Source organism: Paraglaciecola sp. 25GB23A, from assembly GCF_040012495.1.
Lineage (GTDB): Bacteria > Pseudomonadota > Gammaproteobacteria > Enterobacterales > Alteromonadaceae > Paraglaciecola.
The window spans coordinates 1-25,636 of the sequence record NZ_JBDYKM010000035.1 but is presented as its reverse complement, the minus strand read 5'-3'; the positions used below and the strand labels follow the sequence as shown (position 1 = coordinate 25,636).

18 protein-coding genes are annotated in these 25,636 nt (G+C 41.8%); 10 read left to right on the top strand and 8 right to left on the bottom strand.

Going from position 1 to position 25,636, the window contains the following annotated elements:
• Positions 1 to 266: 266 nt before the first annotated feature.
• The gene (locus ABKW31_RS21675; protein ID WP_348618764.1) at positions 267 to 2,945 is read right to left on the bottom strand and encodes an EAL domain-containing protein; all 2,679 of its coding nucleotides are present in this window, start codon (positions 2,943 to 2,945) and stop codon (positions 267 to 269) included.
• Positions 2,946 to 3,480: 535 nt separating this feature from the next.
• Entirely contained in the window at positions 3,481 to 5,085 is a 1,605-nt protein-coding gene (gene pckA / locus ABKW31_RS21670) for a phosphoenolpyruvate carboxykinase (ATP) (protein ID WP_348618765.1), read from the bottom strand.
• A gap of 981 nt (positions 5,086 to 6,066) precedes the next feature.
• Here pckA and nhaC point away from each other — a divergent pair.
• Positions 6,067 to 7,479, top strand: coding sequence for a Na+/H+ antiporter NhaC (nhaC, locus tag ABKW31_RS21665; protein WP_348618763.1), 1,413 nt, complete (start codon positions 6,067 to 6,069; stop codon positions 7,477 to 7,479).
• Between the two features lie 104 nt (positions 7,480 to 7,583).
• Positions 7,584 to 8,033 carry a hypothetical protein gene (locus tag ABKW31_RS21660; RefSeq protein ID WP_348618762.1) on the top strand — a complete coding sequence of 150 codons (450 nt, stop codon included), beginning with the start codon at positions 7,584 to 7,586 and terminating at the stop codon, positions 8,031 to 8,033.
• Positions 8,034 to 8,079: 46 nt separating this feature from the next.
• Here ABKW31_RS21660 and ABKW31_RS21655 read toward each other — a convergent pair whose 3' ends face one another.
• Complete coding sequence (locus ABKW31_RS21655; protein WP_348618761.1) at positions 8,080 to 8,832, bottom strand: SDR family oxidoreductase; 753 nt, start codon at positions 8,830 to 8,832, stop codon at positions 8,080 to 8,082.
• A 488-nt stretch (positions 8,833 to 9,320) separates the two neighbouring features.
• On the opposite strand from ABKW31_RS21655, the gene ABKW31_RS21650 reads away from it, so the two are divergent.
• Complete coding sequence (locus ABKW31_RS21650; protein WP_348618760.1) at positions 9,321 to 10,517, top strand: hypothetical protein; 1,197 nt, start codon at positions 9,321 to 9,323, stop codon at positions 10,515 to 10,517.
• A gap of 119 nt (positions 10,518 to 10,636) precedes the next feature.
• Here the strand turns inward: ABKW31_RS21650 and ABKW31_RS21645 are convergent, their stop codons facing one another.
• Positions 10,637 to 11,113 (bottom strand): hypothetical protein, encoded by a 477-nt coding sequence (locus ABKW31_RS21645; RefSeq protein WP_348618759.1) that lies wholly within the window; start codon positions 11,111 to 11,113, stop codon positions 10,637 to 10,639.
• Between the two features lie 561 nt (positions 11,114 to 11,674).
• On the opposite strand from ABKW31_RS21645, the gene ABKW31_RS21640 reads away from it, so the two are divergent.
• Together ABKW31_RS21640 and ABKW31_RS21635 are read left to right on the top strand one after the other, a co-directional pair.
• Positions 11,675 to 12,982 (top strand): cystathionine gamma-synthase family protein, encoded by a 1,308-nt coding sequence (locus ABKW31_RS21640; protein ID WP_348618758.1) that lies wholly within the window; start codon positions 11,675 to 11,677, stop codon positions 12,980 to 12,982.
• 345 nt (positions 12,983 to 13,327) lie between these two features.
• Positions 13,328 to 14,845 carry a dynamin family protein gene (locus tag ABKW31_RS21635; RefSeq protein WP_348618756.1) on the top strand — a complete coding sequence of 506 codons (1,518 nt, stop codon included), beginning with the start codon at positions 13,328 to 13,330 and terminating at the stop codon, positions 14,843 to 14,845.
• A gap of 183 nt (positions 14,846 to 15,028) precedes the next feature.
• Here ABKW31_RS21635 and ABKW31_RS21630 read toward each other — a convergent pair whose 3' ends face one another.
• The 3 genes from ABKW31_RS21630 to ABKW31_RS21620 all read right to left on the bottom strand — a co-directional run bounded on the left by ABKW31_RS21630 (position 15,029) and on the right by ABKW31_RS21620 (position 17,836).
• Positions 15,029 to 15,424, bottom strand: coding sequence for a hypothetical protein (locus ABKW31_RS21630; RefSeq protein WP_348618755.1), 396 nt, complete (start codon positions 15,422 to 15,424; stop codon positions 15,029 to 15,031).
• A gap of 254 nt (positions 15,425 to 15,678) precedes the next feature.
• Positions 15,679 to 16,842, bottom strand: a complete 1,164-nt coding sequence (locus tag ABKW31_RS21625) for a serine hydrolase domain-containing protein (protein WP_348618754.1) — start codon at positions 16,840 to 16,842, stop codon at positions 15,679 to 15,681.
• Positions 16,843 to 16,921: 79 nt separating this feature from the next.
• Positions 16,922 to 17,836, bottom strand: coding sequence for an alpha/beta fold hydrolase (locus ABKW31_RS21620; protein ID WP_348618753.1), 915 nt, complete (start codon positions 17,834 to 17,836; stop codon positions 16,922 to 16,924).
• A gap of 107 nt (positions 17,837 to 17,943) precedes the next feature.
• On the opposite strand from ABKW31_RS21620, the gene ABKW31_RS21615 reads away from it, so the two are divergent.
• Positions 17,944 to 18,303 carry a MerR family transcriptional regulator gene (locus ABKW31_RS21615; protein ID WP_348618752.1) on the top strand — a complete coding sequence of 120 codons (360 nt, stop codon included), beginning with the start codon at positions 17,944 to 17,946 and terminating at the stop codon, positions 18,301 to 18,303.
• Positions 18,304 to 18,496: 193 nt separating this feature from the next.
• Here the strand turns inward: ABKW31_RS21615 and ABKW31_RS21610 are convergent, their stop codons facing one another.
• Complete coding sequence (locus ABKW31_RS21610) at positions 18,497 to 19,354, bottom strand: DNA ligase (protein WP_348618751.1); 858 nt, start codon at positions 19,352 to 19,354, stop codon at positions 18,497 to 18,499.
• Positions 19,355 to 19,542: 188 nt separating this feature from the next.
• On the opposite strand from ABKW31_RS21610, the gene ABKW31_RS21605 reads away from it, so the two are divergent.
• The 4 genes from ABKW31_RS21605 to dauA all read left to right on the top strand — a co-directional run bounded on the left by ABKW31_RS21605 (position 19,543) and on the right by dauA (position 25,334).
• Positions 19,543 to 20,343 (top strand): hypothetical protein, encoded by an 801-nt coding sequence (locus tag ABKW31_RS21605; RefSeq protein WP_348618750.1) that lies wholly within the window; start codon positions 19,543 to 19,545, stop codon positions 20,341 to 20,343.
• 9 nt (positions 20,344 to 20,352) lie between these two features.
• The gene (locus ABKW31_RS21600; protein ID WP_348618749.1) at positions 20,353 to 20,886 is read left to right on the top strand and encodes a hypothetical protein; all 534 of its coding nucleotides are present in this window, start codon (positions 20,353 to 20,355) and stop codon (positions 20,884 to 20,886) included.
• A 124-nt stretch (positions 20,887 to 21,010) separates the two neighbouring features.
• Positions 21,011 to 23,311, top strand: a complete 2,301-nt coding sequence (locus tag ABKW31_RS21595; RefSeq protein WP_348618747.1) for a S9 family peptidase — start codon at positions 21,011 to 21,013, stop codon at positions 23,309 to 23,311.
• Positions 23,312 to 23,606: 295 nt separating this feature from the next.
• Positions 23,607 to 25,334 carry a C4-dicarboxylic acid transporter DauA gene (gene dauA, locus ABKW31_RS21590; RefSeq protein ID WP_348618746.1) on the top strand — a complete coding sequence of 576 codons (1,728 nt, stop codon included), beginning with the start codon at positions 23,607 to 23,609 and terminating at the stop codon, positions 25,332 to 25,334.
• Positions 25,335 to 25,636 lie beyond the last annotated feature (302 nt).

Here is a 25,636-nt window from a genome sequence, read left to right as displayed (position 1 = left end):
AAGAGGAGCTTACAGAGACACCCATTGTAAATATCGCTAAATGTTTGATCGAATTACAATGGGTGTCTTTGTAATTGATTCCACCTCCGTCCTAATCTCTTAAAAAGTATTTAAATAATTAGAAAAATGACGAAGCCGCTTCGTATTCAAGAGGAGCTTACAGAGACACCCATTGTAAATATCGCTAAATGTTTGATCGAATTACAATGGGTGTCTTTGTAATTCTTGTTGGTATTTTCGTAATTATTATCGGTGGTGGCTGCCTGTTATCCGAGTGAAAATGGTTCTGAAAGTTTCATCCAGTGTGCTATCTCACTCCAAAGCTTTGGCTTGCAGATATAATAACCTTGTGCATGATCACAGCCCAAAGTCTTTAACCGTGCCATGGTTTCAGCATCCTCGACGCCTTCAGCAACGACCTCAAGTTGTAAATTATGTGCCAGACCAATGGTCGAACTGATAATGATGGAGTCTTGTTCATTTGCGAGCATATCTTTTACAAACTCGCGATCAATTTTTAATATATTAATCGGCAATCGACGTAAATATGATAATGAAGAATAACCGGTACCATAATCATCTATTGATAGTTTTACCCCAAGTACTGAAAGTCGCTTTAATAATTTGACAGCTAATTCAGGATCTTGCATCAAAGCCGTTTCAGTTATTTCAAGCTCTAACATCCCAGCTTGAATATCAAATTCTCTAAGCATCGTTTCGATAAAATGAACACAACGCTCATCAATAAGGTTTCGTACAGACAAATTGACGGATACAGGTAAATGAATACCGGCTTTAAACCATTGTTTTTGTTGTTGTAGTGCAATTCTTAATACGGCTTCAGTCAAATAATGAATTGAATCGCTCATTTCTGCCAAAGGAATAAACTTATCCGGATAAAGCAGCCCCATAGTTCTGTGACGCCAGCGAACCAATGCTTCAAAACCACTAATCTTGCCACTCGCTAAATTAATTTTTGGCTGATAATGTAATTCTAATTGTTCTTCTCTTATCGCACCGTTTAACTCGGCAATCAGAGCAAGCCTTTGCGGCGTATGTTTGTCATCATTTATGTCATAAATTTTTAATCCGCCCCCTCTATTCTTCGCCTCGTACATGGCGACATCGGCGGAACGCAGTAACGCGTGACTATTTCCGCCATCTTCGGGATATTTTGCGATACCCAGACTTGCATCGATTTCTAACATCATAGAGTCGACTGCAAAGGGTTTTCGTAAGCGTTTGAGAATGAGGTTAGCAAATCGCAAAATTGTTTTTTGATCAGAAATATTATCAATTAATATAATAAATTCATCACCACCCAATCGGCTTACAAGTGTTTTATGCCCAGCAAGTGTCTGTTTAAGTCTCGGGCCAATCTCTTTAAGCAGTAAGTCACCAACATGATGCCCAAGAGTGTCATTTATTTCTTTAAATCGATCGAGGTCAAGCAACAACAAGGCAGCAGATTGATAGTCAGGATGACTGGCTTTTTGTTTAAAAAGAGTATGAAAATCTAATCTATTAGATAAACCCGTTAGGGAATCATGATGGGCCATATAATCAAGATTTTTTATTTGGTAAGCACTTGCTAGTGACTGTGAAACGGTATTAGCAACTAGCTGTAAGGTCTGTTTTTCTATGAACTTGAATTCATGCTTTTGGTGATAGCACAAATTAATTAAGCCAAATATTTTACCCTCATAAACCAAAGGGATACTAACATTCGAACTAATATTGATTTGCAGTAATTCTTGTCGAAACTTTTTATTAATATGGTCATCGTTAGTAATGTCCTCACTAACAATTATTTCACTTTTTTCAAACGATAATCCGGTTATGGTATTTTTCAAATCGGCTAATTGAATAATCTTCGCTAGATCAAAGGTAAAACCATTGCTTGCCATTAAATTGAGTGTCTGTTTTTCCTCGTCAATTAGATAAATGCCTATATAGGGTGTTTTTGTCACCCTTAACAACATACTCAATGTCTTATCGGCAATAGACTGAATGGAGCGACTACCATGCAATTGACTCGACAGACTATTGATTAATTGCAAACTTTCATTTTGGGTGACTAACTGTAAAGTGCTTTTTTCTAACTGACGTTCGACCTCTTTGCGAGCGCTAATATCCCTTACCGTCCCATAAACATGGTGTTCCCCTTTTATTTTTATTGCATTTAGTGTGACTTCAGCATCAAAAGGGGAGCCATCAAAACGAATATGCTGCCACTCAAAAAATTGACTCAAACCCTGCAGCGTGAGGCTGATTTTTTCTCTCGCTTTTATCCTCGAAAGTTGTCCATCAGGCTGAAACTCAGGTGAAAAACGAAAGGGATTTTGATTAATAATTTGCTCATGGGAACAGCCAAATAAGTCTAATGTGGCAGGATTACACGCAATAAAAAAACCATCTTTTACAAGAAATATGGAATCAATGGCTTTTTCAAATAACAGGCGATATCGCTGTTCTTCCTCTTTTAGCGCTTGTTTAATCCGCTGAGTTTCGGAAATATCATGCGAAACACCCAAAAAACCATTTATATTGCCCAGTTCATCTTTAAGTGCAGTTATTGACAATAAGACCAGTAGCCGGTGGCCGTCTTTGTGGATATAGCTCCACTCTAGTTCTTCAACCAATCCTTGTTTTGCCTTCTCAACAAAGACATCAAACCCAGGTTCGATAGTTCGTCCTATCTCCAAAGAAAGGCTACTGGCTCTTGCTATGATTTCTGCAGGATCGTGAAATAATCTAGGGGTATGTTTGCCGATAACCTCTTCCGATCGATATCCCAGCATTTTAGACGCCGCGTTATTAAAAGAACGAATAGTTCCGTCAATGTCAGTCGAGATAATTCCGTAATTGGCACTGTCTATCAACGTCTGTTGCAAGATACTCAACTCACGATAATCGACTACAGCATTCTTACCTTCGCCCGTCATACTGTTCCTCTAATAGATAGCGATTGTTGAATATAGTGAACCATGCCAGTGTATACACGATTGCTGAACTCAGCAATTGCCAATCAAGTTTAGCTTTATGGACTAGCAACTTTGCCAAGCTTTCAATTTTGTTATTTACCACATATTGTCTTTGTTTAGGGTCCGCAGATTTATGTGGCTAAGATAATATCTAGCAGACTACTAAAGAGGTATAAGTGATGAACAAGCTATGCTTCGAATATCAAAAAGTGTCAGAGTTACCACACTAATATTACTGCAAAGTAATACTTCCTGTTGTCACCGCCTCTTGCACTAAATTTTGCCACAAGGACTAATCTAAGCGCTCACCACTCAATCCAATCAAACATCTTTGCACCTAACTCGAACGGGCGATTTCTTCATTTGCTTACTAATAGAAAAAAGCAATGGGGGGTTGATAGATAAGATCAATGAGTTTATAGGTAAGTCGTGCAGGGAGATGTTGTTAATGTTGTGAAGACAATAGGGGATAAGTCGCTATCCCCCTAACAAAGGGTTAAAGCTGTGGACCTGCTGCGACCAGTACACTACCATTTTCGGTATCAGTAAACTTGACGAAATTTTCTACAAATAAAGTACCTAACTTGTTGGCCTTGGTGTACCAAAGTTGTTCATCCTCATAAGTCCGACGTGGATCAAGGATCTCAGCATCAACACCTTTTACTGAGGCGGGTATTTGTAGGTTGAATATAGGCAGATTAGTGGTTTCCACTTCGTCCATAGAACCATCTAATATGCTATCTATAATGGCCCGCGTGGCTTTAATAGAGATGCGTTTGCCGGTACCATTCCAACCTGTGTTGACTAAGTAAGCCTGAGCACCACAAGCCTGCATTCTATTCTTTAACACTTCTGCATATTGCGTAGGGTGCAGGGTTAAAAAGGCGGCTCCGAAGCAGCTGGAGAAGGTAGGTGTAGGCTCAGTAATACCGCGTTCCGTACCGGCTAATTTGGCGGTAAAACCAGATAAGAAATAATATTCGGCCTGCTCTTGGGTAAGCTTGGACACCGCCGGCAATACCCCAAAGGCATCGGCAGTTAAAAAGATAACCTTGTTAGCGTGGCCTGCTTTGGAAACCGGCTTCACTATATTATCAATATGGTAGATGGGATACGACACACGAGTGTTTTCTGTTTTACTACCATCATTAAAATCTATTTTGCCATTGGCATCCACGGCAACATTTTCCAAAAGCGCATCGCGACGAATGGCATTGTATATATCTGGCTCTTGTTCTTTGCTTAACTGGATAGTTTTAGCGTAACAGCCACCTTCGAAGTTAAATACGCCGTTGTCATCCCAGCCATGTTCATCATCACCAATCAGTTGTCTGTTGGGATCGGTAGATAGTGTTGTTTTACCTGTGCCTGATAGACCAAAGAATACTGCGACATCGCCGTCTTTGCCAACGTTAGCACTACAATGCATTGAGGCAATACCTTGTAGAGGAAGCAAGTAGTTCATCACTGAGAACATACCTTTTTTCATTTCTCCGCCGTACCAAGTGCCACCGATAAGCTGAATTTTTTCAGTCAAGTTGAAAGCAACGAAGTTCTCGGAATTCAAACCCTGCTCCTGCCACTTGGGATTAGTGGTCTTGGCACCGTTCATCACCACAAAATCGGGTTCAAAATCGATAAGTTCTGCTTCAGTTGGACGGATAAACATGTTTTTGACAAAATGTGCCTGCCAAGCAACCTCAGTGATAAAGCGCACTTTCAAACGTGTATCTGGATTTGCACCGCAATAAGTGTCCATTACAAACAGACGTTTTCCAGTGAGTTGCTTGGTTACCAGTTTATGGAGGTGTGACCATACTTCTTGGCTTATAGCTTTATTGTCGTTTTTACCTTGGTCTGACCACCACACAGTATCTTTGGTCGTGTCGTCACGAACTATATACTTGTCTTTCGGTGAGCGTCCGGTAAATATCCCTGTGTCAACCGACAAGGCTCCCAGTTCAGTGCCAAAAGCCTTTTCGTAGCCGACTAATTCCGGTTTGGTGGTTTCAGCAAACAATACTTCATAAGAAGGGTTGTGAACTAACTCAGTTACTTCATATATTCCATATTGCGACAAATCCACAGAGGGTACGCTCATTAAATCTACTCCCATTTTAACCACACCCATCAACTTTACTCCTAGTGTTCGCTGCCAAAAATATTGCTGAATTAAACCTTTAAAAGCCCGCTGAGAAGCGAGTAAAGTCAAAATTTCGAGCGACAAAATTAAATTAATTGAAATCAGCTGCATTTTTACATTTTCCACACTCTAAGTTAAGACCTGTTTGGTAAAAATATATGATGACATTCAATTATTTACTGTAACACTACAGGTCTACAAACATATTTTTATGCTGTAATAAAATAACAATGAAAAACATAAAAACCATAAAAGACAACAACTTAAATATAAAAATTATTTGTAGCAATTAATTACCCCAGCGTAAAAATGAATTAATATTTATAAACTTTCAATAATAATGATCGATTAAGATCAAAAAAAGTTAAGAAAATTTGTTGAATTAGATATTGAATTTTTTCTAACCTGAATAGACTTAGTGACATATTCGGTAGTTTGGAGCTGACTTTATGTGATATTTCACAAGCTTCAATTGCGATATGCATGCTATTCCCCTTCTTTTACAAAAATAACAAACGAGCAAACGTTATGAAGCAATTGCATTATTCTCCACCTCAGCGGATTTATTAACAGCGGAAACAAGCGGATTAATCTGATTTTAGCCGAATACAGTGAAGGCAATCGCTAGTTATGAGCAAGCCAATAAACTGGCAGTGGGCTTTAATAAAGTTTGGGTGGATGGCCAATTAAGCAAAGCTGGCTGTTATGGTCAAATATTGGCGTCAGACTGAGAATAATGTCGCTACAGTGACAGAGTGCCAACAACAATAGTTTTTCATAAAAATCCGCCCTACTAACAATCAAATGCAACAATGGGCTCAAGGATGAAATATCGCTGATAACAAATGTATTTTATGCTTTATGCAGGTTTGTATTTTCACCTTGTAATCACCACTGATATGCTACTGATTAATTTAGTCGTTTAGATGATTAGTGCCAATGCCTGAAATTACCCCTAACTTGCCGCGCCGCCCGAGCTTTTTGCAGTCTCTTACCTGTTTTAGCCTGATTGTTATCACGATCGCAGGAGGACTTTTTGGCCTTGGTATAAGCCTGCATACATTGATGTTTCTGTGTCTATTGTGGGTAGGACTGAACGCTTTTAGTCTTGGATACAGCTATATTCAGATACGTGAGTTGATGACTGGCGCACTCACTAGAGCAATGCCTGCAATTTATATCTTTATATTGATCGGCATGGTGATTTCAAGTTTTATGCACAGTGGCACCATCGCTACCCTTATTTACTATGGCCTGAGTTGGCTAAGTCCGAGTTTATTTTTGGCAGTAGGATTGCTGCTCTGTGCAGTGATGTCGGTCGCTACCGGAACATCTTGGGGCACGGTTGGCACCTTAGGCGTGGTTTTTATTGGCATCGGCTCAGCCATGAACATCCCCCTACCCCTAGTTGCAGGTATGATCGTTTGTGGCGCCACCTTCGGCGATAAAATGTCGCCGATTTCAGATACCACAAACCTCGCAGCTATGAGTGCTGGCACCGATCTCTATCGACACATTTATTCCATGCTGTTCACTACAACACCGACCTTTATCCTGACCTTTCTAATATTTTTAGTGATCGGCTTAAACTATGGCGAGCAAAATTTAGATCTGACAGAAGTCACATCAATTCAATTGGCCCTTGTTAACAATTACAGCCTAACGCCGCTGGTTACTTTATTACCGCTAATTTTACTCGCGGTACTGAGCATTCGAAAAGTCCCCGCAGAAGTGACAATGTCATGCAGCATTATGCTCGCGGTGCTAATCGCGATTTTTTATCAAGCAGAAAGTTCTATCACTGTGCTTAATGCACTGTGGGAAAATACACCTGAGGCAACTGGCATTCCAAACTTAGATGCATTGTTGGGTCGCGGCGGCATTAGCAGCATGAGCTGGACCTTACTACTTGCTTTAATGGCTATTGCGCTTGGCGGAATTTTGCACGGAGCGGGATTTCTTACTTCACTCTTGGCCGGGATCATTAAAAGAGTAAAGCGAACCGCCACTCTGATAGCGACCACTATTATATCGGGCTTCTTAGGTAACATTGCGATGGGCGAGGCTTACATTTCGATTATTCTAAGTTGCCAACTGTTTAAGCCCAAATATGAGCAACAAAATTTAGAAGCTGCCATTCTTTCGCGTTCGGTTGAAGAGGGTGCGACTATGACCACAGGCCTTATCCCATGGACTACGGCCGGCGCATTTTATACCGCCACGCTCGGGGTTGACGTACTTGACTACGCCCCTTATGCTTTTTTCAACTACCTCAATACCATCATTGCAGTAGCGATGGCTGCCTTTGGCCTTGGGCTTCTCAAACCGAAAACCATCACTGCTTTGACATAAATGATTGTTAGTCTACGGCTTTAAATTTGTCCGCTCGCTTCATCCAAGTAGTAATGAGGATTTTATGACGCCAGCTAGTGTACTCAGTGTAAAAGGGAAAAGTGATGTTTAGTATTCACGGTGAATGGGAGATTGAAGTTTGTGGCCACGTTATTGTGCAGTGGTTTTCTGGTGGCTGGAATGAAGAGGCAGTTATATCCTATGTGAAAGAGTTTCGCTCTAAAGCAACTCCACTTATCGATAAAGAGTGGGCAATCCTTTCTATCTTTGAAGAATGGGACTTAGGTATCCCAGAAATATCCAAACATGTTGAAGAACATTGTAACTGGTTTAAATCCCATGGCTGCGTCAAAGATTGTCATGTCTATACGCCAAATGCGACCAAAGAAATGCAGTTAGAAAGACTCATTCCTCAAACTGATGCGCATTATGAACGCAAAGTATTTACCAATACTGCAGAAGCGTTGGCTTGGCTAACGAGCTATAACTTTAATATTGAGAACTCTATAATTATTAATACCTTAGAAACAAACTTACACAGACACTCATTGTAGATATTTTAATGACTCGGTTTGTCTGACCTAACGACTTGAGGCGTGATTAATTTGATTTGTGTTGCCCGCCATCAACTGCTAAACAGGTTCCAGTAACCCAGCTGGCACATGACGAAACCAAGAACGCGGCTACCTTAGCTATTTCCTCTGGCCTCCCCATTCTGCCAAAAGGAATTGTGCTAAGCGCCCTATCATAAAAAGGCCGATCATGTTTTTTAGCCATCTCCCACAGTCCACCACTAAATTCAACAGAGCCTGGCGCGATGGTGTTTACTCGGATATTTTTGCATGCAAGTTGTGCGGATAAAGTTTTGGAATAACTAATAAGAGCAGCTTTTGAAGCCGCATAAGCAGCAGGAGAACCCGCCTCAAGTCCTGATATCGATGAAATAAAAAGTATATTCCCACTACCCGATTTGATCATCCAAGGCACCACTTTTTGAGTAGCCCTTACACTTGCCAATATATCGATATTTATGGATGCCTCCCAGTTACTGTATTCTTCACCCAAGCTCAATGCAGAGACGTTATTAACCAAAATATCGACACTACCAAACTCGCTTTTGACTTTATCAAGAAATGCTTCAAATTTTTCGGTATCGCCAATATCACAAGACTCCGCATACACTTTTACCCCCTTCTTAAGAAGCTCTTTTGCAGTGCTTCGAAGTGCTTCTTCACCGCGTGCACAAATTGCAACATTGACACCTTCTTCAGCGAATGTTTCAGCAATGCTTCTTCCTATTCCTTTGCTTGCTCCCGTTATGATTGCATTCTTGCCTTTTAACTCTAAGTTCATAAATAATTACCTTGGGGGATGTTATAAATTTCGACTAATTGATTCAGTTTTGTGAGTCAAGGTCGTGATGTCCGCACATTGGATTATAGAAAGATAGTTGATGCAGCTAATCTATTCAACATGGGTCAGCTATAGAGCAGCAAAAAGCAAATTAGGCTCAGTTTGAGATGAAAGATGAGAAGCCCTTTAATTAACACTACCTTCGGCCTACCTCAAATTTATTTAGAATAATGAGTTTATAAAAAACACTCATGTTAAAAATGTCCTTCGTTCCTTTCTTCTGTGTTGCCCCAACGGTGTTGCCCCAACCGCAATTTGCCAACCCGAAACACAGCAAAAACAACGGCAGTTGCATAGATTGGGTATAGCGTTTATTCTTGCCAAAAGTACACCCGCAAAATTAATTGCTCACCATTTTGACTCTGCTCATGCCTTGCGCCAAGTGCGTTATAAGTAAGCTTGCGTAGGGGAAAAGGCTCATTAGATTCATGCTCAATTATCTCATTATTCTGGTGGCTATTATCACTGGCGCAGTGTTGCTTTATCCCAAAGTAGCCAAGGCCTTACTTTGGCGCGCAGCAATAACGCCCTTAGCCTCAATCATTGGCAGTGGTTTTTTGGTGCTGGGCCCGATCCTAGTTTCTTCATTCGGACAATATGCGCCACTGGTTATGGCTGCATTATGTATTTTTGCCTACCTTTTTGGTGCGGCGATCCGCTTTAATATCACACGGCATGCGTCATTGAGTGGCAAAAGAAGTATTACCGAGGAAAAGCTGGAAATACTCTCATCTTGGGCGTTGGCCTTCGCCTATATTATTTCGGTCGCCTATTACTTAAATCTACTTGGATCGTTTGCCGTCAGTGCTACACCAATAAACGATGCGTTCCATGCTCAGTTAGTAACAAGCGCTGTCTTTGTTTTGGTTCTGATCGTTGGATGGACCAAGGGATTTCAAGCGCTAGAGCGTATGGAACAAATCACCGTCGGCTTAAAGCTCTCTATCATTGCGGGACTATTGTTTGCTCTCGGCTGGTTTTTTATCGACAAGCTTGCAGCCCGAGAGCTCGTCAGTGGGTCTGCAACAGTATCGGGTTGGCAAGCGATTGCATTGGTCGCTGGCTTGCTAGTTACGGTTCAAGGATTTGAAACATCTCGCTATCTTGGCGACGAATACCCGCCCCGCACCAGAATTAGGTCAATGCAATTAGCGCAATGGGTCTCTAGCGCTATCTATATGATATATATTGCTTTTCTAAGTTACTTATTTATTCCTAACAATTTGGAGCTGAGTGAAACAGCGATTATCGATCTTATGGCTGTTGTCGCCCCTATTTTACCGCTACTGTTAATTATCGCAGCCATTAGCGCTCAATTTAGTGCTGCCGTAGCAGATACCGGCGGTTCTGGTGGTTTAATCGCCGAACTTACCAAGGGAAAGATTTCGCCAAGAGCTGGCTATGGCGTTTTAGTTGGCATCGGCTTACTTCTGACTTGGGCAATGAGCGTGTTTGAGATCATAAGTTACGCATCACGTGCCTTTGCCTTTTATTATGCATTACAGGCCTTCATAGCAGCGAAAGGCTGTTGGTCAGAAAATGGCTGGTCATTCAAAGGAATAGGATTCGCTGCGCTTGGCATCTTGGGTTTAGCAATTGTTGCATTTGGAACCTCGGTCGAGTAAAAATTTACTGGGCATGCGCTTACAATCACACCCATCGTAATTATATGGTGTAATTAATAGATACCAGTGTAATTCGTATCGTTTTCTGCGTTTTGACGATTAATCAAAATAGGGAATGACTAAAAACTTAACTTAAAAAATAGATCGCCAAAACCCCACAATAAAGTCCCAGTAATCAGTAGCGAAACTTCTAAAATTCCCAGTTGCAATCTAACTGCATGTAATATTTTGTCGGTTTTATCTTCAAAATCATCTTCAATTGATTGAATTTCTTTTTCGATATAGTCGGTTGAGACATTTAATTTTCTTAATTTTCTTTTAACCCGAGCGAGCGCAACACGGTGCTGAAAATTCAGACGACCAATTAATAAACGCTCTTGAATAATGCCACCTAAACCAGACCAAACGCCAAGCACCACAATTAAACAACCAGTGCGAGTAAGCCACTCTAAGCCAGCGAATTGAATTATTGATAAATACACGCCCAATACGATTAATAATAGGGCGACTAAGCTATGTATTAATCGATGACGTTTAGGAATTGTCGAACCAGTTACTAACACTGACGTCCCATTTTCACTTGATTCGATTGACATAAACACCTGCTTTTTATTCAAATTTGGCATGCTAATCTGCACGGAAATTGGTGAAATATAATGACAAATATATTTAAGCTTTATATTACCGTTTCGCAGCTAACAAACTGTTGTTTATAGTGAATGTTGGGACTTGTTTACTCACTGCGGCTAACTTCAAGCCATCTGCTTAGGAAAAAGAAGCATAACCACTATCTCGAATCCAAGCAATGAGCAACAGTCTAGACGGGGATAGCACTCACAAAGTAAAATACTACTTTAAATAGTGTGTATGTCAGCTTGATACAGTTCAAAATAATCTTTCAATCTCATACTTAGCTAGCATTAATTAGCACGCTATGCCCGACCAGAACCATAATTTAAGCCATGCTTAGAGTGGTTCTAATCCTGTGATACTATTTTGTCATAATATGATTATTTATTGCCAGTTGAGACTTGTGTAAGCAACAAGCAAATGGAGCATGACCTATATCCCGAAATATCGATAGGCACTGTACTGAGGAAACATTGGTATAATCCTCCGCACTACCTAAGGCTAAACTTATAAAGAGAAAAAAGACCATGGCTAACGACGGCAACTACAAGAAAAATAAAATCGGTGATCACCCACTTAAACCTGAAACAATGATGATGTCTTATGGTTATAACCCGCAATTGTCCGAAGGTTCGGTCAAACCGCCTGTCTTTTTGACCTCCACGTTTGCCTATCAGACACCGGAAGAGGGTGAAGAATTCTTCCACATCATGGCTGGCCGTAAACCGGCACCACAAGGCAGTGTTGGCGGCCTTATTTACAGCCGTTTTAATCATCCTAACGTCGAAATTATCGAAGACCGCCTGTCACTTTTCGAAGGCTCAGAATGCTCTGTGGTTTGTTCGAGCGGCATGGGGGCAATCAGCGCGATACTGCTGGCTTACTTGCGACCAGGGGATGTTATTGTGCAAAGCACGCCTTTATATGGCGGTACTGAGACACTGATGCGCAAATTTTTGCCTGAATTCAATATCGAAACTGGCGAATTCCATGATGGTCTAGACGAAGCCGGTATGCTCAGCTCCTTGCGTGATGCTAGCAAAAAAGGTCGAGTCGCCATGGTCTTCGTCGAGTCTCCCGCCAATCCAACTAATTCCTTGGTCGACTTCGAGGCGCTAAACCGCGCACTGGACATAATTGAGACTGAAACAGGTCACCGTCCAATCAGTGTCTGTGACAACACGTTAATGGGCCCTGTTTTTCAACAAGTCGTGCCACAAGGCATCGATATGGCCATGTATTCGCTGACCAAATATGTTGGCGGCCATAGTGATCTTGTCGCTGGCGCCGTATGCGGTAACCGTGAAATGTTACGACCGGTTCGTGCTACACGTGGGGCGATTGGTCTTAACCTAGACCCACATACGAGTTGGATGATCTCCCGCTCACTCGAAACATTGAGTATTCGTATGGAACGCTCCGCAGACAGTGGCCGTAAAGTAGCGCAATGGCTAGCAGACAATACCTATATCTCTGCCAAAATCCTGCATCCTGATTTCATCACAAATAAGGCCTACCAAACCGTCTATAAACGTCAATGTTCAGGGCCCAGCTCTACCTTCTCTTTTGTGTTAGACGTGCCAAAATCAGACGCTTTTTGCTTGATCAATAATTTGTCTATCTTCAAATCAGCGGTCAGCCTTGGCGGTAGTGAGAGCCTTGTTTGTCACCCAGGAAGTACAACCCACTCGGGCGTGTCCGCTGACTTACGTGATAAATTTGGTGTCACTGACGGTCTGATCCGCCTCTCAATTGGTCTAGAACACCCAGACGATTTGATCGCCGATCTAGATAACGCTTTTCGTGCAACCTTTGGCGATACAAAAACAGCGTAAACCTACTTTACGCTTACAACGCTTACCAAGACACCCATTTTAGTATGGCTAAATAACGCTTAATATTTGACTGAATTACTATGGGTGTCTCAATAATTTAATATGGGTGGATGCGTTACTTATTTTGTAGAGTGTGGATTTCTGACAGTCCGCATTACCTGCCAAGCCTATAAAACCTGCGTCTGTTGAATTTGTAAGGTATATTGTTTATTCTTTTTTCACTCTTTTTACTGTTTTTTTGCGCTATGCTACTCAAATTAACACTGGTAAATATCAAAGCACGTTAAGCTTTCATAGTAGTATTAATCCCTATTTTTTTACTCCAAACTTATAAGAGAGCGCTCCATGCCGGGACCTAATAGACAAGTAAAACAGCGTCTGAGCGATCTTGAGTCGCACTTAAAGAACGAGAATCAACTACTAGTTGAAGTAGTGAAGAGTTTTCGCAGCCTTGATCGAGTTGCCTATCGCTTAGGTTTGTTAAAAACCTCTCAGTCCTTTGCTTTTCATGTGCCTTGGTGGCCGATGATATCTATTCTTGGCACTTTTTCCGCTGGTAAGTCGAGTTTCATCAATCGCTATATTGGTATTAAATTGCAAGAAAGTGGCACTCAGGCAGTAGACGATAAATTCACTGTTATGTGTTATTCAAAAGATAAAGAGTCGCGCAGTTTACCGGGTATTGCCCTAGACGCGGATCCTCGTTTTCCCTTTTATAAAATGCGTGAAGAGTTAAACAAGGTATCTCAAAGCGAAGGCGCACGTATTGACAGCTATCTACAGCTAAAGACCTGCCCTAGCGAGCAGCTAAAAGGTCAAATACTGATAGATTCACCAGGCTTTGATGCTGACGCACAACGCACCGCTACCTTGCGTATTACTGACCACATTATGAATATGTCTGACTTAGTGTTGGTCCTATTTGACGCCCGTCGGCCTGAGCCTGGCGCGATGCGCGATACTTTGCAGCACTTAGTTGGCGAAACAGTTAGCCGCAGTGACGCTAATAAATTTTTATATATTCTCAATCAAATTGATACCACTGCCAAGGAAGATAATCTGGAAGAAGTGGTTGGTGCTTGGCAACGTGCCATTGCTGAAAAGGGGCTCACTGCGGGGAAGTTCTATACTATATTTAATCCTGAGCAAGCACGTCCTATTGAAGATGAAAAAGTGCGCGAACGTTTGGAAGCCAAAAGTAACACCGATATGGCAGATATTTATGCACGTATAGCACAAGTTAAAGTAGAGCGTTTTTACCGTATCATCGCGAATTTAGAACGAACTGCTCATCAGATAGAAGACGAATTGGTGCCGCGCTTAATAGAGCTTAAAAAGAAGTGGCGTAAGGGTATTGCTTGGCGAAGTGCTTTGTTTTTATTGCCTCTTGTCGGCGCGACAGCAGCCGCAATCATATATGGTCATTTGTATAATACGCCATGGTGGACTTGGGCTATTAGTTCATGGCAAACAGGGCTAATTGTAGGCCTACCCATTGTTGCCATATTGCTGTGGGTTTATGCACAAATCAAAAAGCGTACTTCCGTAAAAATTAGTAAAACAATTCCTGTTAACGCGAGTGACCTAGGAGCTGAGCGACGCGAAGGCATGATTAATGCTTTTAAACACAATACTGGTATATGGAATAGTGTATTCAACACCAGCCCCGTTGGTTGGGGCTGGCGCTCTAAAAGGGCGCTGCGCCAAGTGCTTGGCAACGCAGACCGCTATGTGCAAGAACTAAATAATACTTACACCGATCCCTCTGGACAGCAAAAAAGCTCTGCCTCGCCGACAGATGAAACTGAGATAAGAGAGAGAGCTGAAACAGCCAAATCTACTGAGGAAACAAAAACAATTTAAGTTAATGCAATAAGTTGACAGTCCTCGCAAGGTTTGTAACCCAAGGGCTGTCAATTAGCTCAGGGTAATCAGAAAAACTAATCGCCGGATTTACTGACGCTTGCCGTGCTTACCGCTGAACCTTGAATTTACTGTTTTGCTTGTCCCGTCCTGAAATAAGTTGACGGTTTAGCCTATCGCTTTTTATATTTCTACTTTACTGGCAAGACCTATACGTTGTTCTAACCACTTTATAGCATCGGCTTTATGCTCAAAAAACGCGAAATCTTCCCCTGCTTTTTCATATATTCCGCTAAGATAACCTTGAGAGAATGCAGGCAAAGATGAGTCTGCAACTATAATTGCAGTGGCGACTCTTTTTAGGGATTTTTGCTGCTTTACTATCTCAATTAAACGCTCAGCTGCGTCAGGTAAATATACGGCTTCGCCATGCATTATAGTTAAGGCTCCCCAAAATTCTTGAGATAACTCATTCAAAATTTGCTTTGCCTTCACGCCAGAATTATCGAGCATTTCGATATTCCAAGGACCGGTCCCTTCTACAACAAGAATATTGTTTTCTTTTTTTGCATGTAACATTCCGTGCTCTTTAAATTTCCAGCTCATATTGTCTGTACTGCCTCAAACATATCGGCTTTGGAGTAAAAGTAGAATAAACACAATCCCTTATATAAACAATATGCCTAACTTAAGAAAACGCTGACTTTATTAAACGGCCTGGGTACACTTAATCTTGGCACTCGATTATGTGCAAGTTACCAATATAAGATGTAGCACAAATTAAGCCGACTAAGACTTCTTTGTTGAGTTATACCTTACACCAAAGCCTATCCCTACTCTGCGCTTAATTCATGCAAGTTGTGATAGGAACTTAGGGTATTTAAAGCCAAGAAAAATGCATCTGCACTGCGCTCACCATTAACATTTTTAACGACAGTAACGGCGCGAGCATGATCGACACAAAGTATTAGCATGGTGGTTCCACCCATACTGCCACCGGCATGCGTCACGACATGAGGCATCGCTTTCATCATGGCTTGCAGTTCTTCATTTTGATAGTCGGAGCGGCTAATGTAACTCTTAAAACCAATATCCCAAGCAATACCATGATTCACTTCTTCACCATTGTTTAACTTAGCTTTAGTAAACATTAACTTAACTGTTTCAGGGTTTAAGTATTGTTCGTTTAATTGCCCTACCGCAAAACGCGACACATCAGAAGGAGTAGCGATAAAACCACCACCAGCCCATTTATAACTATGATCCGTTTGTGGAGAGTTAAGTAATTTGCCTTGGTAATAGCTGTATGGGCGGGCTCGATGAGAAATGATTTGATATTGGTCGTCAAAATAGGTGTCATTCATCGCCAGCGGTTCAAATACCTCTTGCTGCATGATTTGTTTAAAACTGCGTTTTCCATCGGCCCCTTCCATCGCGGCACTGACTAAGGTCCAACCAAAGGTAGTATATTGATGCTGAGTGCCAGGCGCAAACAACAGGGCTTCGTCTTTAAACAAGGCCAATGAACTTTTTAAATCGGCAAAGGGTTGATTGAGTAAGAACTCATTGGCGTCTGGTTTGTAATGACGGACACCAGAGGTGTGAGCGGCCAATTGGCGCAAGGTGATGTCAGCATGAAAGGCAGGCCAATCGGGGGTGTATTGCGTGACGGGTGTATCTAGCTCGATTAGCTTTTTTTGATACATGCGCATCATCGCTGCAGCCGTCATCACCTTTGCCACACTACCAATACGCAAGGTGTGCAAAGGACTCATGGCTACCTGGTTTTCTAAATCAGCGTAACCATACCCTTCAGCCCACAAGATGCCTGTTTTATCCGCAACGGCTACACTGATGCCTGGCACAGTTTCACTGGTAACTGCCGCAACAAACAATACCCTTGCTGATTTAGCGGGGCCAAGATCTTTGGCTAAACAGCTAGCACTTAACAACGAAAACAGAACCAAAATCGACAGTTTATTTTTCAGGTTCAACATAACAATCCAACAATACCTAACAGAACGTAGTTCATGCTAACCCCAACGGACCATCCGATGAAGGGCTTTTTAGTTAAATCTAAATAGAGTCGCTGGAGTCAAGCAAGTCAATCTGCTGGGCAAACCACTGAAAACTCTGCTGCCAAATGGCTGAGGCATTTTTTGTAAAATAGCCCATGTGGTCTATTTTCCCTAAGCCATAGTCAGTCGGCTTTAGATCTTGTTTTATAACGGTTGCATTACGGTAGCCTTTAAAAAAAGCATCGCGCGATCGTGGCTGGGCCCATAAATCATCAACCGCATTGGCCGCTATAATAGTAAAGCGGCAACGAGCAAACTCCTGATGGACGTGACTCATATTAGGATCATCAAAAAAATAATGAGGAAAGCTACACCAGTGTTTCCAATCACGGTAAACACCAAAAGGTAAATCTTCACCCATTCCCAGCATACTCCAAGCAAGATAACCTTTGATTTTGACTAATATTGGTGCAAAAAAATTCCACATACTCCACACTTTAAGTCGTTCAATGGGAGGCATCCAACCATGCCACCCAGCCCCGACTCCAAATAAATAAGCACCTTGCAATTTGTCTACATTAGGCAGCAACCCCAGAGCATGGCCACCAAAAGAATGCCCTACAATAAAAAGTGGCACTTGCTTTAATCCTTGTTTTGTTTGTTCATCCGCATAACTAAGCAGCGCAGCCAAATCTTGATAAGCCCAATCTAAATAATTCATGTTAAAACCAGCTAAAGATTCAGGTGACGACTCTCCAATCCCACGATAGTCCAGCGTAACCACATCAAAACCTTGCTGATTTGCCGCCTCTGCATAATTTTTATAAAAACGTTGAGGTACACCAGTAGCACCGGCCATAAGCAGAATCGCGCGCGGACGTTTCGCATTCACCGTATTACTATAATGCCTTGCTGCGATCGTAACTTGATCAAGAGTCGTCAGCGTTATGGGGGAGTAGGGCAACTTAGTCATGTAATAACTCTCTTTTTTGCTTTGTCTTTATGAATAAGTATAAAGTATGGAGTTAACTTCATAGTCAAGTGATAATTAGTCTAAACTCGGATCAGTAGAAGGTAGTAATGAAGGCACATGAAATAGTCAATAAAACTGGAGTGGCAAAAGATACCCTGCGTTATTACGAAAAACTCGGCGTTATCTCAGCGCCATTAAGAGCAGCTAATGGCTATCGGCACTACAGTGAACAGCACATCAAAGAATTAAAATTTATTAAGTTTGCCCAATCTGTAGGGTTTCCCTTAAGTAAGATAAAACTCGCTATACCTCATCTGGCTAATCCCGATCCCCATTGCCCTATTTTACAGACCACCATTCGTGATCAAGTCGAACGAATAGACCAAAAAATGGTTGAATTGGACAATGCCAAACAAGTTTTACTCAAGTGGCTAGTGCCAAAACTTAATGACACTGGGTTTAAATAGGAGCCACAATAAGCAGCCAGTATAACAAGGTAGTGATTGACGAGATAACAAGCCGCCATAATTACCTGCGACAGCTATGCCGTTTAAGGTGTTTTAACTTGGTCAACTTACACTTCAGTGATCCATTTTTTACATGAAAAGAGGTGTAAACTTACACACTATATTAAGAGTCAGCTAATACCGATTTTTTAGTTTAATCCTCGGGTTTTATTCTCAAAAAACTCGCAAAACGCGGAATTCCTCTGGCAGTAAGACCATAATATTTAAAGGTGATATAAGCACCAACAGGCGGTGGATTTTGGCGCTGTAAATCGGTAAAGCCGGAGCCAATTTTAAATTGCAGACCGTCATCGAGTTCAACTAACAAAGCCCCAAGCATATAGTGATACTTGCCTTTTCCAGGTAAGTGAGCAATAACTTTTGCTTCCGCATCTTGGTGTTTTTTCAACTTAAATAAGCTCGCGCTGCGCCCATCTTGATAATAGGCCTCTTGATGATGCAGCATCAAGCCTTCAGCCCCTTGCGCCACCAGTTCATCTAATTTGGCCAACAGTAGCTTTTTGTTGGCTAATTTACCCTGAGGGATCAGATGTAAATAAGGGCTATTAGCTTGTTCAACTAAGAGCTGAAGCTGAGTCAAGCGCTCGGTGAAATTTCCTTCATGCGCGGGTAAATCAAACAACATAAAGCGAATTATTTGCCAGTCGTCAGAGGGAGTATTGCGTAAAACAATGGAGGCAGTTTGTTCAAAACGTTGTCGTTCTATCCACAGCTCACCATCGAGTGTCTCACTGGGGAAATCGGCAATAAACCACATTGGCGCGTGGATAACATTGCCGTTTCGAGTCAATAGCTTACTGCCATCCCATCTAGCCCGAATACCATCAAGCTTTTCACTGACCCAATAGTCTTTTACCTCAATATCATGACGATAAACACTCGCAAGTTGGAGGCTTAAGTCTGCCTTAGGGGCATCCTCAGCATTGGCGGAGAGACTGGTAAAAAAGTAGCATAAAATAATACACAAAAGGTGGCGTTGTAAATTCGACATATTCTTTGATTTCCTTATCGATGAATCCATAAAGCTTAGTGCACAAATCTAGAATTAACCGACTTATTTTAAGGTTTAATAACAAGGCTTATTTACACTTCAAACTATTTTTAGATGATGGTTTTTTAATCAGTTGATATTGACTACACTTCAAGCTTGTAAATTATTCTAAATACTAAGGATGCAACGTGACCGTTTCAGCAGAAAAAAAACCGGTGATCCTAGTGGTACACGGTGTACAGTTAGGCGAGGACGAAGACTTAAAACAAGACCAATACATCAAAGAATTAATGCAAAGTCGATTGGTCGGACACGCCCTTGAGTTTGATGTTGAGCTATACACTTACGAAAACCTCAACGACCAAGCCCAGCAAAAACTAAAACAGCTGAGCAAACTTATTATTCAGTCCCCGATTAGTAGTATGTTGGCCACTAGCGCTCTAGATATTGTGGCAGACGTAGTGATTTCCTTATCACGTAACTCAACCGCCAATGAAATACGCAGTAAGTTAAAAGAAAAAATCTTGGACTATTTCGAACAAGGTCACCCAGTGTATGTTTTGGCTCACAGTTTAGGCACTGTTTATAGTTTTGATGTGATAAACGAACTGATGGCTGAACCGGAGTACTTTAAACGTGATGACCCAATGAGTTGGCCGGTACAAGGCATATTAACCATTGGCTCCCCTTTAGGCTTAGATTTATTTAAACAAAGCGGCCGTAGCAAAGCGACCGCACTGGGCCTTGGGGAATTTAACTTTAAGTGGCTAAACTACTTTGACGTTAATGATCCTGTTGTATCCGGTAGTATTTTTGGCTCTGCTCTGGCCTCAACTCAGGTTGCAGAGCGATTTAAGCAAAACCAAGCAGACTTCGGTTGGTATATACAGGATTATCCAGTTGTCACAGGCAAAACATGGTTACTTGCCCATACGGCTTATTGGCAAAACCCGATGGTAGGTGACGGCTTAGTTAGCATGTTGACTTAGGAGACAAAAATGAAATTATTATTACCCCTATTATTATTGGCCACCAGTGCCTGCACCAATCATTTGTATCAAGGTACGAGCACCTATCAAGAAAACAATAAACAATGTGCAGCTATGGTGTATTGGTATGACATGAGTCATTGGTTTAGTGATGGTGACAAACCCACTACCGTGGTGGTGCGCAATGCCAGTAATCCTCGCAGCTTTCAAATATCACAAGACAATACTCTGCCAGACGAAGACAAAATACGTTTAGTGGAATCAAACAGCGATTATGTCAAAGTTATCGGCGAACCCAGTACTGACTTCACTGAGCTAGACTGCGGATATTTCAGTGGTAAACAGGCCCATCAGAATGGGCAGAGCGACACCACAGAATTTTATTTATTCTGCAATAAAAAAAGTCATCCTTTGCGCCCAGACACCAGCGGTTTGCGGGCCCAATCTGCCCCTTATGTATTTAACATGGCCCCTCCAGTATCGCAATTTTCATGGATGGGTGAACTACCTAATGTTGCAGCCGTGCCCTTGGGATGTGAGTAAATTTATATTACTACTAAGTGGTCATTTATCTTATTACTCAGCTTTTTGGCCGTGTTGTTAGTTGTACTAACAGGGCTAAAAATGTAAATTCGATCTTCAAAATAAAAAGATAAAAGGTCATCTGATGAATTACCCGCACAGGGCGCTAGGGATGTTGTTGGTATTATTAATAACAGCCTGTAGCTCAACCACATTAAAAAACTCAAAACAAACTAGTACAGAACAGCAGCTTAATCTTGCAGACATCTACCAAGAAAAAATCTATGAAACTAAAAAATTAGGCTCTGTGCGTTGGATGCAAGACGGTTTGTCATACACAGCTCTAGAAACCTCCGCCGACAATGAAAAAGCCAAAGACATCGTAAGATATCAAGCAAATAATAATGAACGACAAGTCCTTGTCAGTGCCGCAACATTAACCCCTAAGGGCGCTGATAAGCCTCTTGAGATTGACGACTATCAGTGGAATAGCGACCAAAGTCAGTTAATGATTTATACTAATAGTCAAAAAGTCTGGCGCAGTAAAAGCCGCGGCGACTATTGGTTACTGAAAATCAAAAACGGCACCCTTACTCAGCTAGGCCAGTCTGCGCCAAAACCAACAGACGCTAGCATGATGTTTGCTAAGTTTTCACCGGACGACCAAAGCGTTGCTTATGTGCGCGACAATAATATTTATCTCCAGTCACTCAGCGACTTTTCCATTATCCAACTGACTCAAGACGGCAAAGATCACATCATCAATGGCATTTTTGATTGGGTTTATGAAGAGGAGTTTTCAATTGCTGACGGTTTTCGCTGGAGTCCTGACAGCCAACATATCGCTTATTGGCAACTCAATACGAGCCCAGTAAAAAACTTCACCATGATCAATAATACCGATGCACTTTATCCTACCCTGACCGTATTTCCTTATCCTAAGGCCGGTGAAGAAAATTCTACGGTACGCATTGGTATGGTCAATGTAAAAAACCAACAAACTCAATGGGCTAATATTCCAGCTGATACCACTGACTTTTATATACCTCGCATGGATTGGGCGGGTAATAGTACTGAAATCATTGTGCAGAAGGTTAACCGTTTACAGAACCATAACGATCACTATCTTGTTGATGTAAAAAGCGGCAAAGCAACCAACATTTTTGTCGACCAAGACTCAGCCTTTATCGAAGATTACTATGATGTAAAGTGGTTAAAAGATGCTCAACACTTTTTAAAAATCAGTGAGCGTGATGGCTGGCGTCATGTCTATTCAGTCAGTCGAGATGGCAAACGCATCAGCGATATTACCCCTGGCGAATTTGATATTATTGCCATTAAACATGTAGATGAAACCCAAGGTTGGCTTTATTTCACTTCAGGTAAGGACAAGGTCATAGAGCAATATCTGTATCGCTCTAAACTGGATGGTAGTGGAGCTATTGAGCGCGTCACGCCAACTAAATGGCAGGGGACTAACAACTACCAAATTTCACCCGATGGTAAATTAGCGGTACAAACTTATTCTAGTTTCAACATCCCTACCCAGTACCATATTGTCAGCTTGTACGACCACAGTACTATTCGTACCTTGATTGATAACCACGAAGTTACTGAAGCCCTAAGTAACCTTGCAATGGCCAAAGTAGAGTTTTTCCGGGTGCCCAGCTATGACGGTTTAGAGCTTGACGGCATGATCATGCGCCCGGCTAATTTTAATCCCAAGCGTAAATATCCTATTTTGTTTTATGTTTATGGCGAACCTGCCGGCCAAACAGTTAAGAATACTTGGGGTCGTGGTCCAATGTGGTACCAATACTTAACCGAGCAAGGTTTTATTGTGGCTTCCATCGATAACCGCGGTACCAAATCTCCTCGTGGTAGAGAATGGCGTAAACAGATATATCGCAATATCGGTACCTTGGCCGCTAAAGATCAGGCTACGGCCTTAGATGAAATGGCCAAACGCTGGTCATATATTGATACTTCACGAGTTGGCGTTTGGGGGCATTCTGGAGGGGGTTCAATGACCCTAAATATGTTGTTCCGCTATCCAGAAAAATACCAAGCAGGCATCGCTGCCGCTCCAGTACCCGACGTTCGTTTGTACGACACCATCTATCAAGAACGTTATATGGGATTGCCAGACACCTACCAAATGGAAAATGGACTAGATGCTTACGACCAAGCGTCGCCAATTTCATTTGCGCAGAATCTGCAAGGCAAATTGTTGCTTATTCATGGCACCGGTGATGATAACGTTCATTACCAAGGTTCTGAGCGCTTGATCAATAAATTAGTGGAGAACAATAAACAGTTTGAATTTATGAGTTACCCAAACCGCTCACATTCATTGCGTGAAGGTAAAGGCACTCAACTTCATCAAATGACAATGATGGCTGATTTTTTTAAGCTCAATCTAATCGACACAGCACAAGCTAATTAAAAATACTAGCCAGTTTGCAGCAAACAAACTGGCTATTTTTTGCGGACATTGCAGGAGCCTATTAAAGCTTTATGAGTGCCTATTTGACTAGAGCAAAAGGCGGGATCAATAGTCATTTTATCGCCCTAACCCCACTCAGTTTTTTTCGTTTTAGCAAAATGTAATTATCATATGAATGTTTTAGGACGCTAATTAGAATATAACTAATTGGTATTTGAATTGTATGTTAATGAGCATATAGTCATCGCTCCTCTAATAATACCGATGACATATTGGTTTACGAGGTTACTTGCCGATGAAATATAGAAAGCATTTATTTTCTTTGCGAATTGGCCATGCGCTCAGAGAGTCCCTAAGAGAAGCTCCCTACAAAGCAAATGCATTCACTAAAGATTTATTAGCCGGTTTAACTGTGGGCATTATTGCCATTCCACTGGCTATGGCACTAGCAATTGCCATAGGGGTCGCGCCTCAATACGGATTATATACCGCTATTATTGCTGGTTTTATTATCCCTCTTTCGGGTGGATCTCGTTTTAGTGTGTCAGGTCCTACTGCTGCCTTTGTGGTGATTTTATATCCCATCGTTCATCAATATGGGCTTTCAGGTTTGCTGCTTGCCAGTATTTTATCTGGGCTTATTTTGATCATCATGGCGCTGTTTCGGCTAGGACGATATATCCAATATATCTCACAGGCAGTGACATTAGGCTTTACCGGTGGTATTGCAGTGGTAATAGCCGTCTTGCAAATTAAAGGTTTTTTTGGCTTAAGTATTGTCGAAATGCCAGAAAGCTTTGTCGGTAAAGTTGTCGAATTAACTCAAGCTTTACCTACATTTTCGCTACCGACATTACTGGTAGGCTTAACTACATTAGTAGTATTTATTTTGTGGCCTAAGTTAAAACTGACTGTTCCAGCGCATCTTCCGGCGATTGTTGTCGCAAGTATTGGGGCATTGCTACTAAACCAACAAGGTTTTCAGGTAGCTACCATTGGTTCCACCTTCAGTTTTACTATGTCTGATGGCACATTAGGAGCAGGCATTCCATCCATGTTACCGGATTTTCAATGGCCTTGGCTGCGCAGTCAAACGGGCGAAATGCCATTGGTATTGAGTTGGCAATTAGCCAGTGACTTGTTATCTGCAGCATTTGCGATCGCCATATTAGGTGCCATTGAGTCACTATTGTGCGCTGTAGTGCTCGATGGTATGTCAGGTAAAAAGCATAGTGCCAATAGCGAATTACTCGGCCAAGGTATAGGTAACATTATCACGCCATTTTTTGGTGGCATTACTGCTACAGCAGCTATCGCTCGTTCGGCGGCAAACTATAAAGCCGGAGCGGTAAGCCCGATAGCAGCGATGATCCATGCGCTGGTCGTATTGGTGTCCTTGTTATCGCTTAGTTCTGTTTTGGCTTACATACCGATGGCGGGCATGTCAGCATTGCTAATCATGGTAGCTTGGAACATGAGCGAAGCCCACAAGATTGTGCAGTTAGTCAAAAAAGCACCCGCTAGCGAAGTGCTAGTGTTGCTGGTGTGTTTGTTATTGACCATTTTCTTCGACATGGTTATCGCGATCAGTGCTGGGATAATTTTGGCGTCACTATTGTTTATGAAACAAGTGGCTGATATGACCAAGGTGCAAGATATTAGCGAGCAGAAAAAACATGTGCATGTTGACTTACCGCCACGCTGGAAAGTTTTCAAAATTAGTGGACCGCTATTTTTTGCAGCAGCCGATAGTGTCTTTGGTGAACTAGCTCATTTAAGCGGGGACCAAGATGGAGTTGTAGTGTATTTTGATGGCGTGTCTATTTTAGACTCGGGTGGCGTTGCTGCTCTGTATAAGTTCATTGCTCAATGCAAGCAAAACAACACCCGTGTATTGCTTGCTGATTTTCAATTTCAGCCCCTTAAAACTTTAGCCAAAGCAGGGTTTAAACCAGACGGCATACAGTGTGTCACCTACTCGACTTTAGCTGGTGCATTAGATGATGCTGTAAAGGGTATCTAAAAATCGTAAAACTGATACATAAATACAATTAGAGAAAACATAGATATTAAGACAGCCAATATAAAAACTGTAATGCTCGATTGCCTCGCAATTATTTTAAAACGACAATGATTAGTCGGAAACTCGGTTTGCACTTTAAAAAAGGGGGTTTTACTATTAAAAATGGCAGGAGAGGCTAGATTTAGCCCTCACCCCCCAAACATCGCGCAGCCTTGCTGAACAACCGGGTGTTGTTACGTATTTTTTATAGGAGGTTATTCAGCTTAGGCGCGTTTTAATAAGGCCTTAGCCTGACTCATGCC

Excerpts from the sequence above, each read along its gene's own strand:
- dauA (WP_348618746.1), top strand. The coding sequence starts at position 23,607 with ATGAAATATAGAAAGCATTTATTTTCTTTGCGAATTGGCCATGCGCTC.
- ABKW31_RS21620 (WP_348618753.1), bottom strand. The coding sequence starts at position 17,836 with ATGACTAAGTTGCCCTACTCCCCCATAACGCTGACGACTCTTGATCAA.
- ABKW31_RS21595 (WP_348618747.1), top strand. The coding sequence starts at position 21,011 with ATGAATTACCCGCACAGGGCGCTAGGGATGTTGTTGGTATTATTAATA.
- ABKW31_RS21640 (WP_348618758.1), top strand. The coding sequence starts at position 11,675 with ATGGCTAACGACGGCAACTACAAGAAAAATAAAATCGGTGATCACCCA.
- ABKW31_RS21675 (WP_348618764.1), bottom strand. The coding sequence starts at position 2,945 with ATGACGGGCGAAGGTAAGAATGCTGTAGTCGATTATCGTGAGTTGAGT.
- ABKW31_RS21635 (WP_348618756.1), top strand. The coding sequence starts at position 13,328 with ATGCCGGGACCTAATAGACAAGTAAAACAGCGTCTGAGCGATCTTGAG.
- pckA (WP_348618765.1), bottom strand. The coding sequence starts at position 5,085 with ATGAGCGTACCCTCTGTGGATTTGTCGCAATATGGAATATATGAAGTA.
- ABKW31_RS21660 (WP_348618762.1), top strand. The coding sequence starts at position 7,584 with ATGTTTAGTATTCACGGTGAATGGGAGATTGAAGTTTGTGGCCACGTT.
- ABKW31_RS21625 (WP_348618754.1), bottom strand. The coding sequence starts at position 16,842 with ATGTTGAACCTGAAAAATAAACTGTCGATTTTGGTTCTGTTTTCGTTG.
- ABKW31_RS21630 (WP_348618755.1), bottom strand. The coding sequence starts at position 15,424 with ATGTTACATGCAAAAAAAGAAAACAATATTCTTGTTGTAGAAGGGACC.
- ABKW31_RS21655 (WP_348618761.1), bottom strand. The coding sequence starts at position 8,832 with ATGAACTTAGAGTTAAAAGGCAAGAATGCAATCATAACGGGAGCAAGC.
- ABKW31_RS21610 (WP_348618751.1), bottom strand. The coding sequence starts at position 19,354 with ATGTCGAATTTACAACGCCACCTTTTGTGTATTATTTTATGCTACTTT.
- nhaC (WP_348618763.1), top strand. The coding sequence starts at position 6,067 with ATGCCTGAAATTACCCCTAACTTGCCGCGCCGCCCGAGCTTTTTGCAG.
- ABKW31_RS21650 (WP_348618760.1), top strand. The coding sequence starts at position 9,321 with ATGCTCAATTATCTCATTATTCTGGTGGCTATTATCACTGGCGCAGTG.
- ABKW31_RS21615 (WP_348618752.1), top strand. The coding sequence starts at position 17,944 with ATGAAGGCACATGAAATAGTCAATAAAACTGGAGTGGCAAAAGATACC.
- ABKW31_RS21645 (WP_348618759.1), bottom strand. The coding sequence starts at position 11,113 with ATGTCAATCGAATCAAGTGAAAATGGGACGTCAGTGTTAGTAACTGGT.
- ABKW31_RS21600 (WP_348618749.1), top strand. The coding sequence starts at position 20,353 with ATGAAATTATTATTACCCCTATTATTATTGGCCACCAGTGCCTGCACC.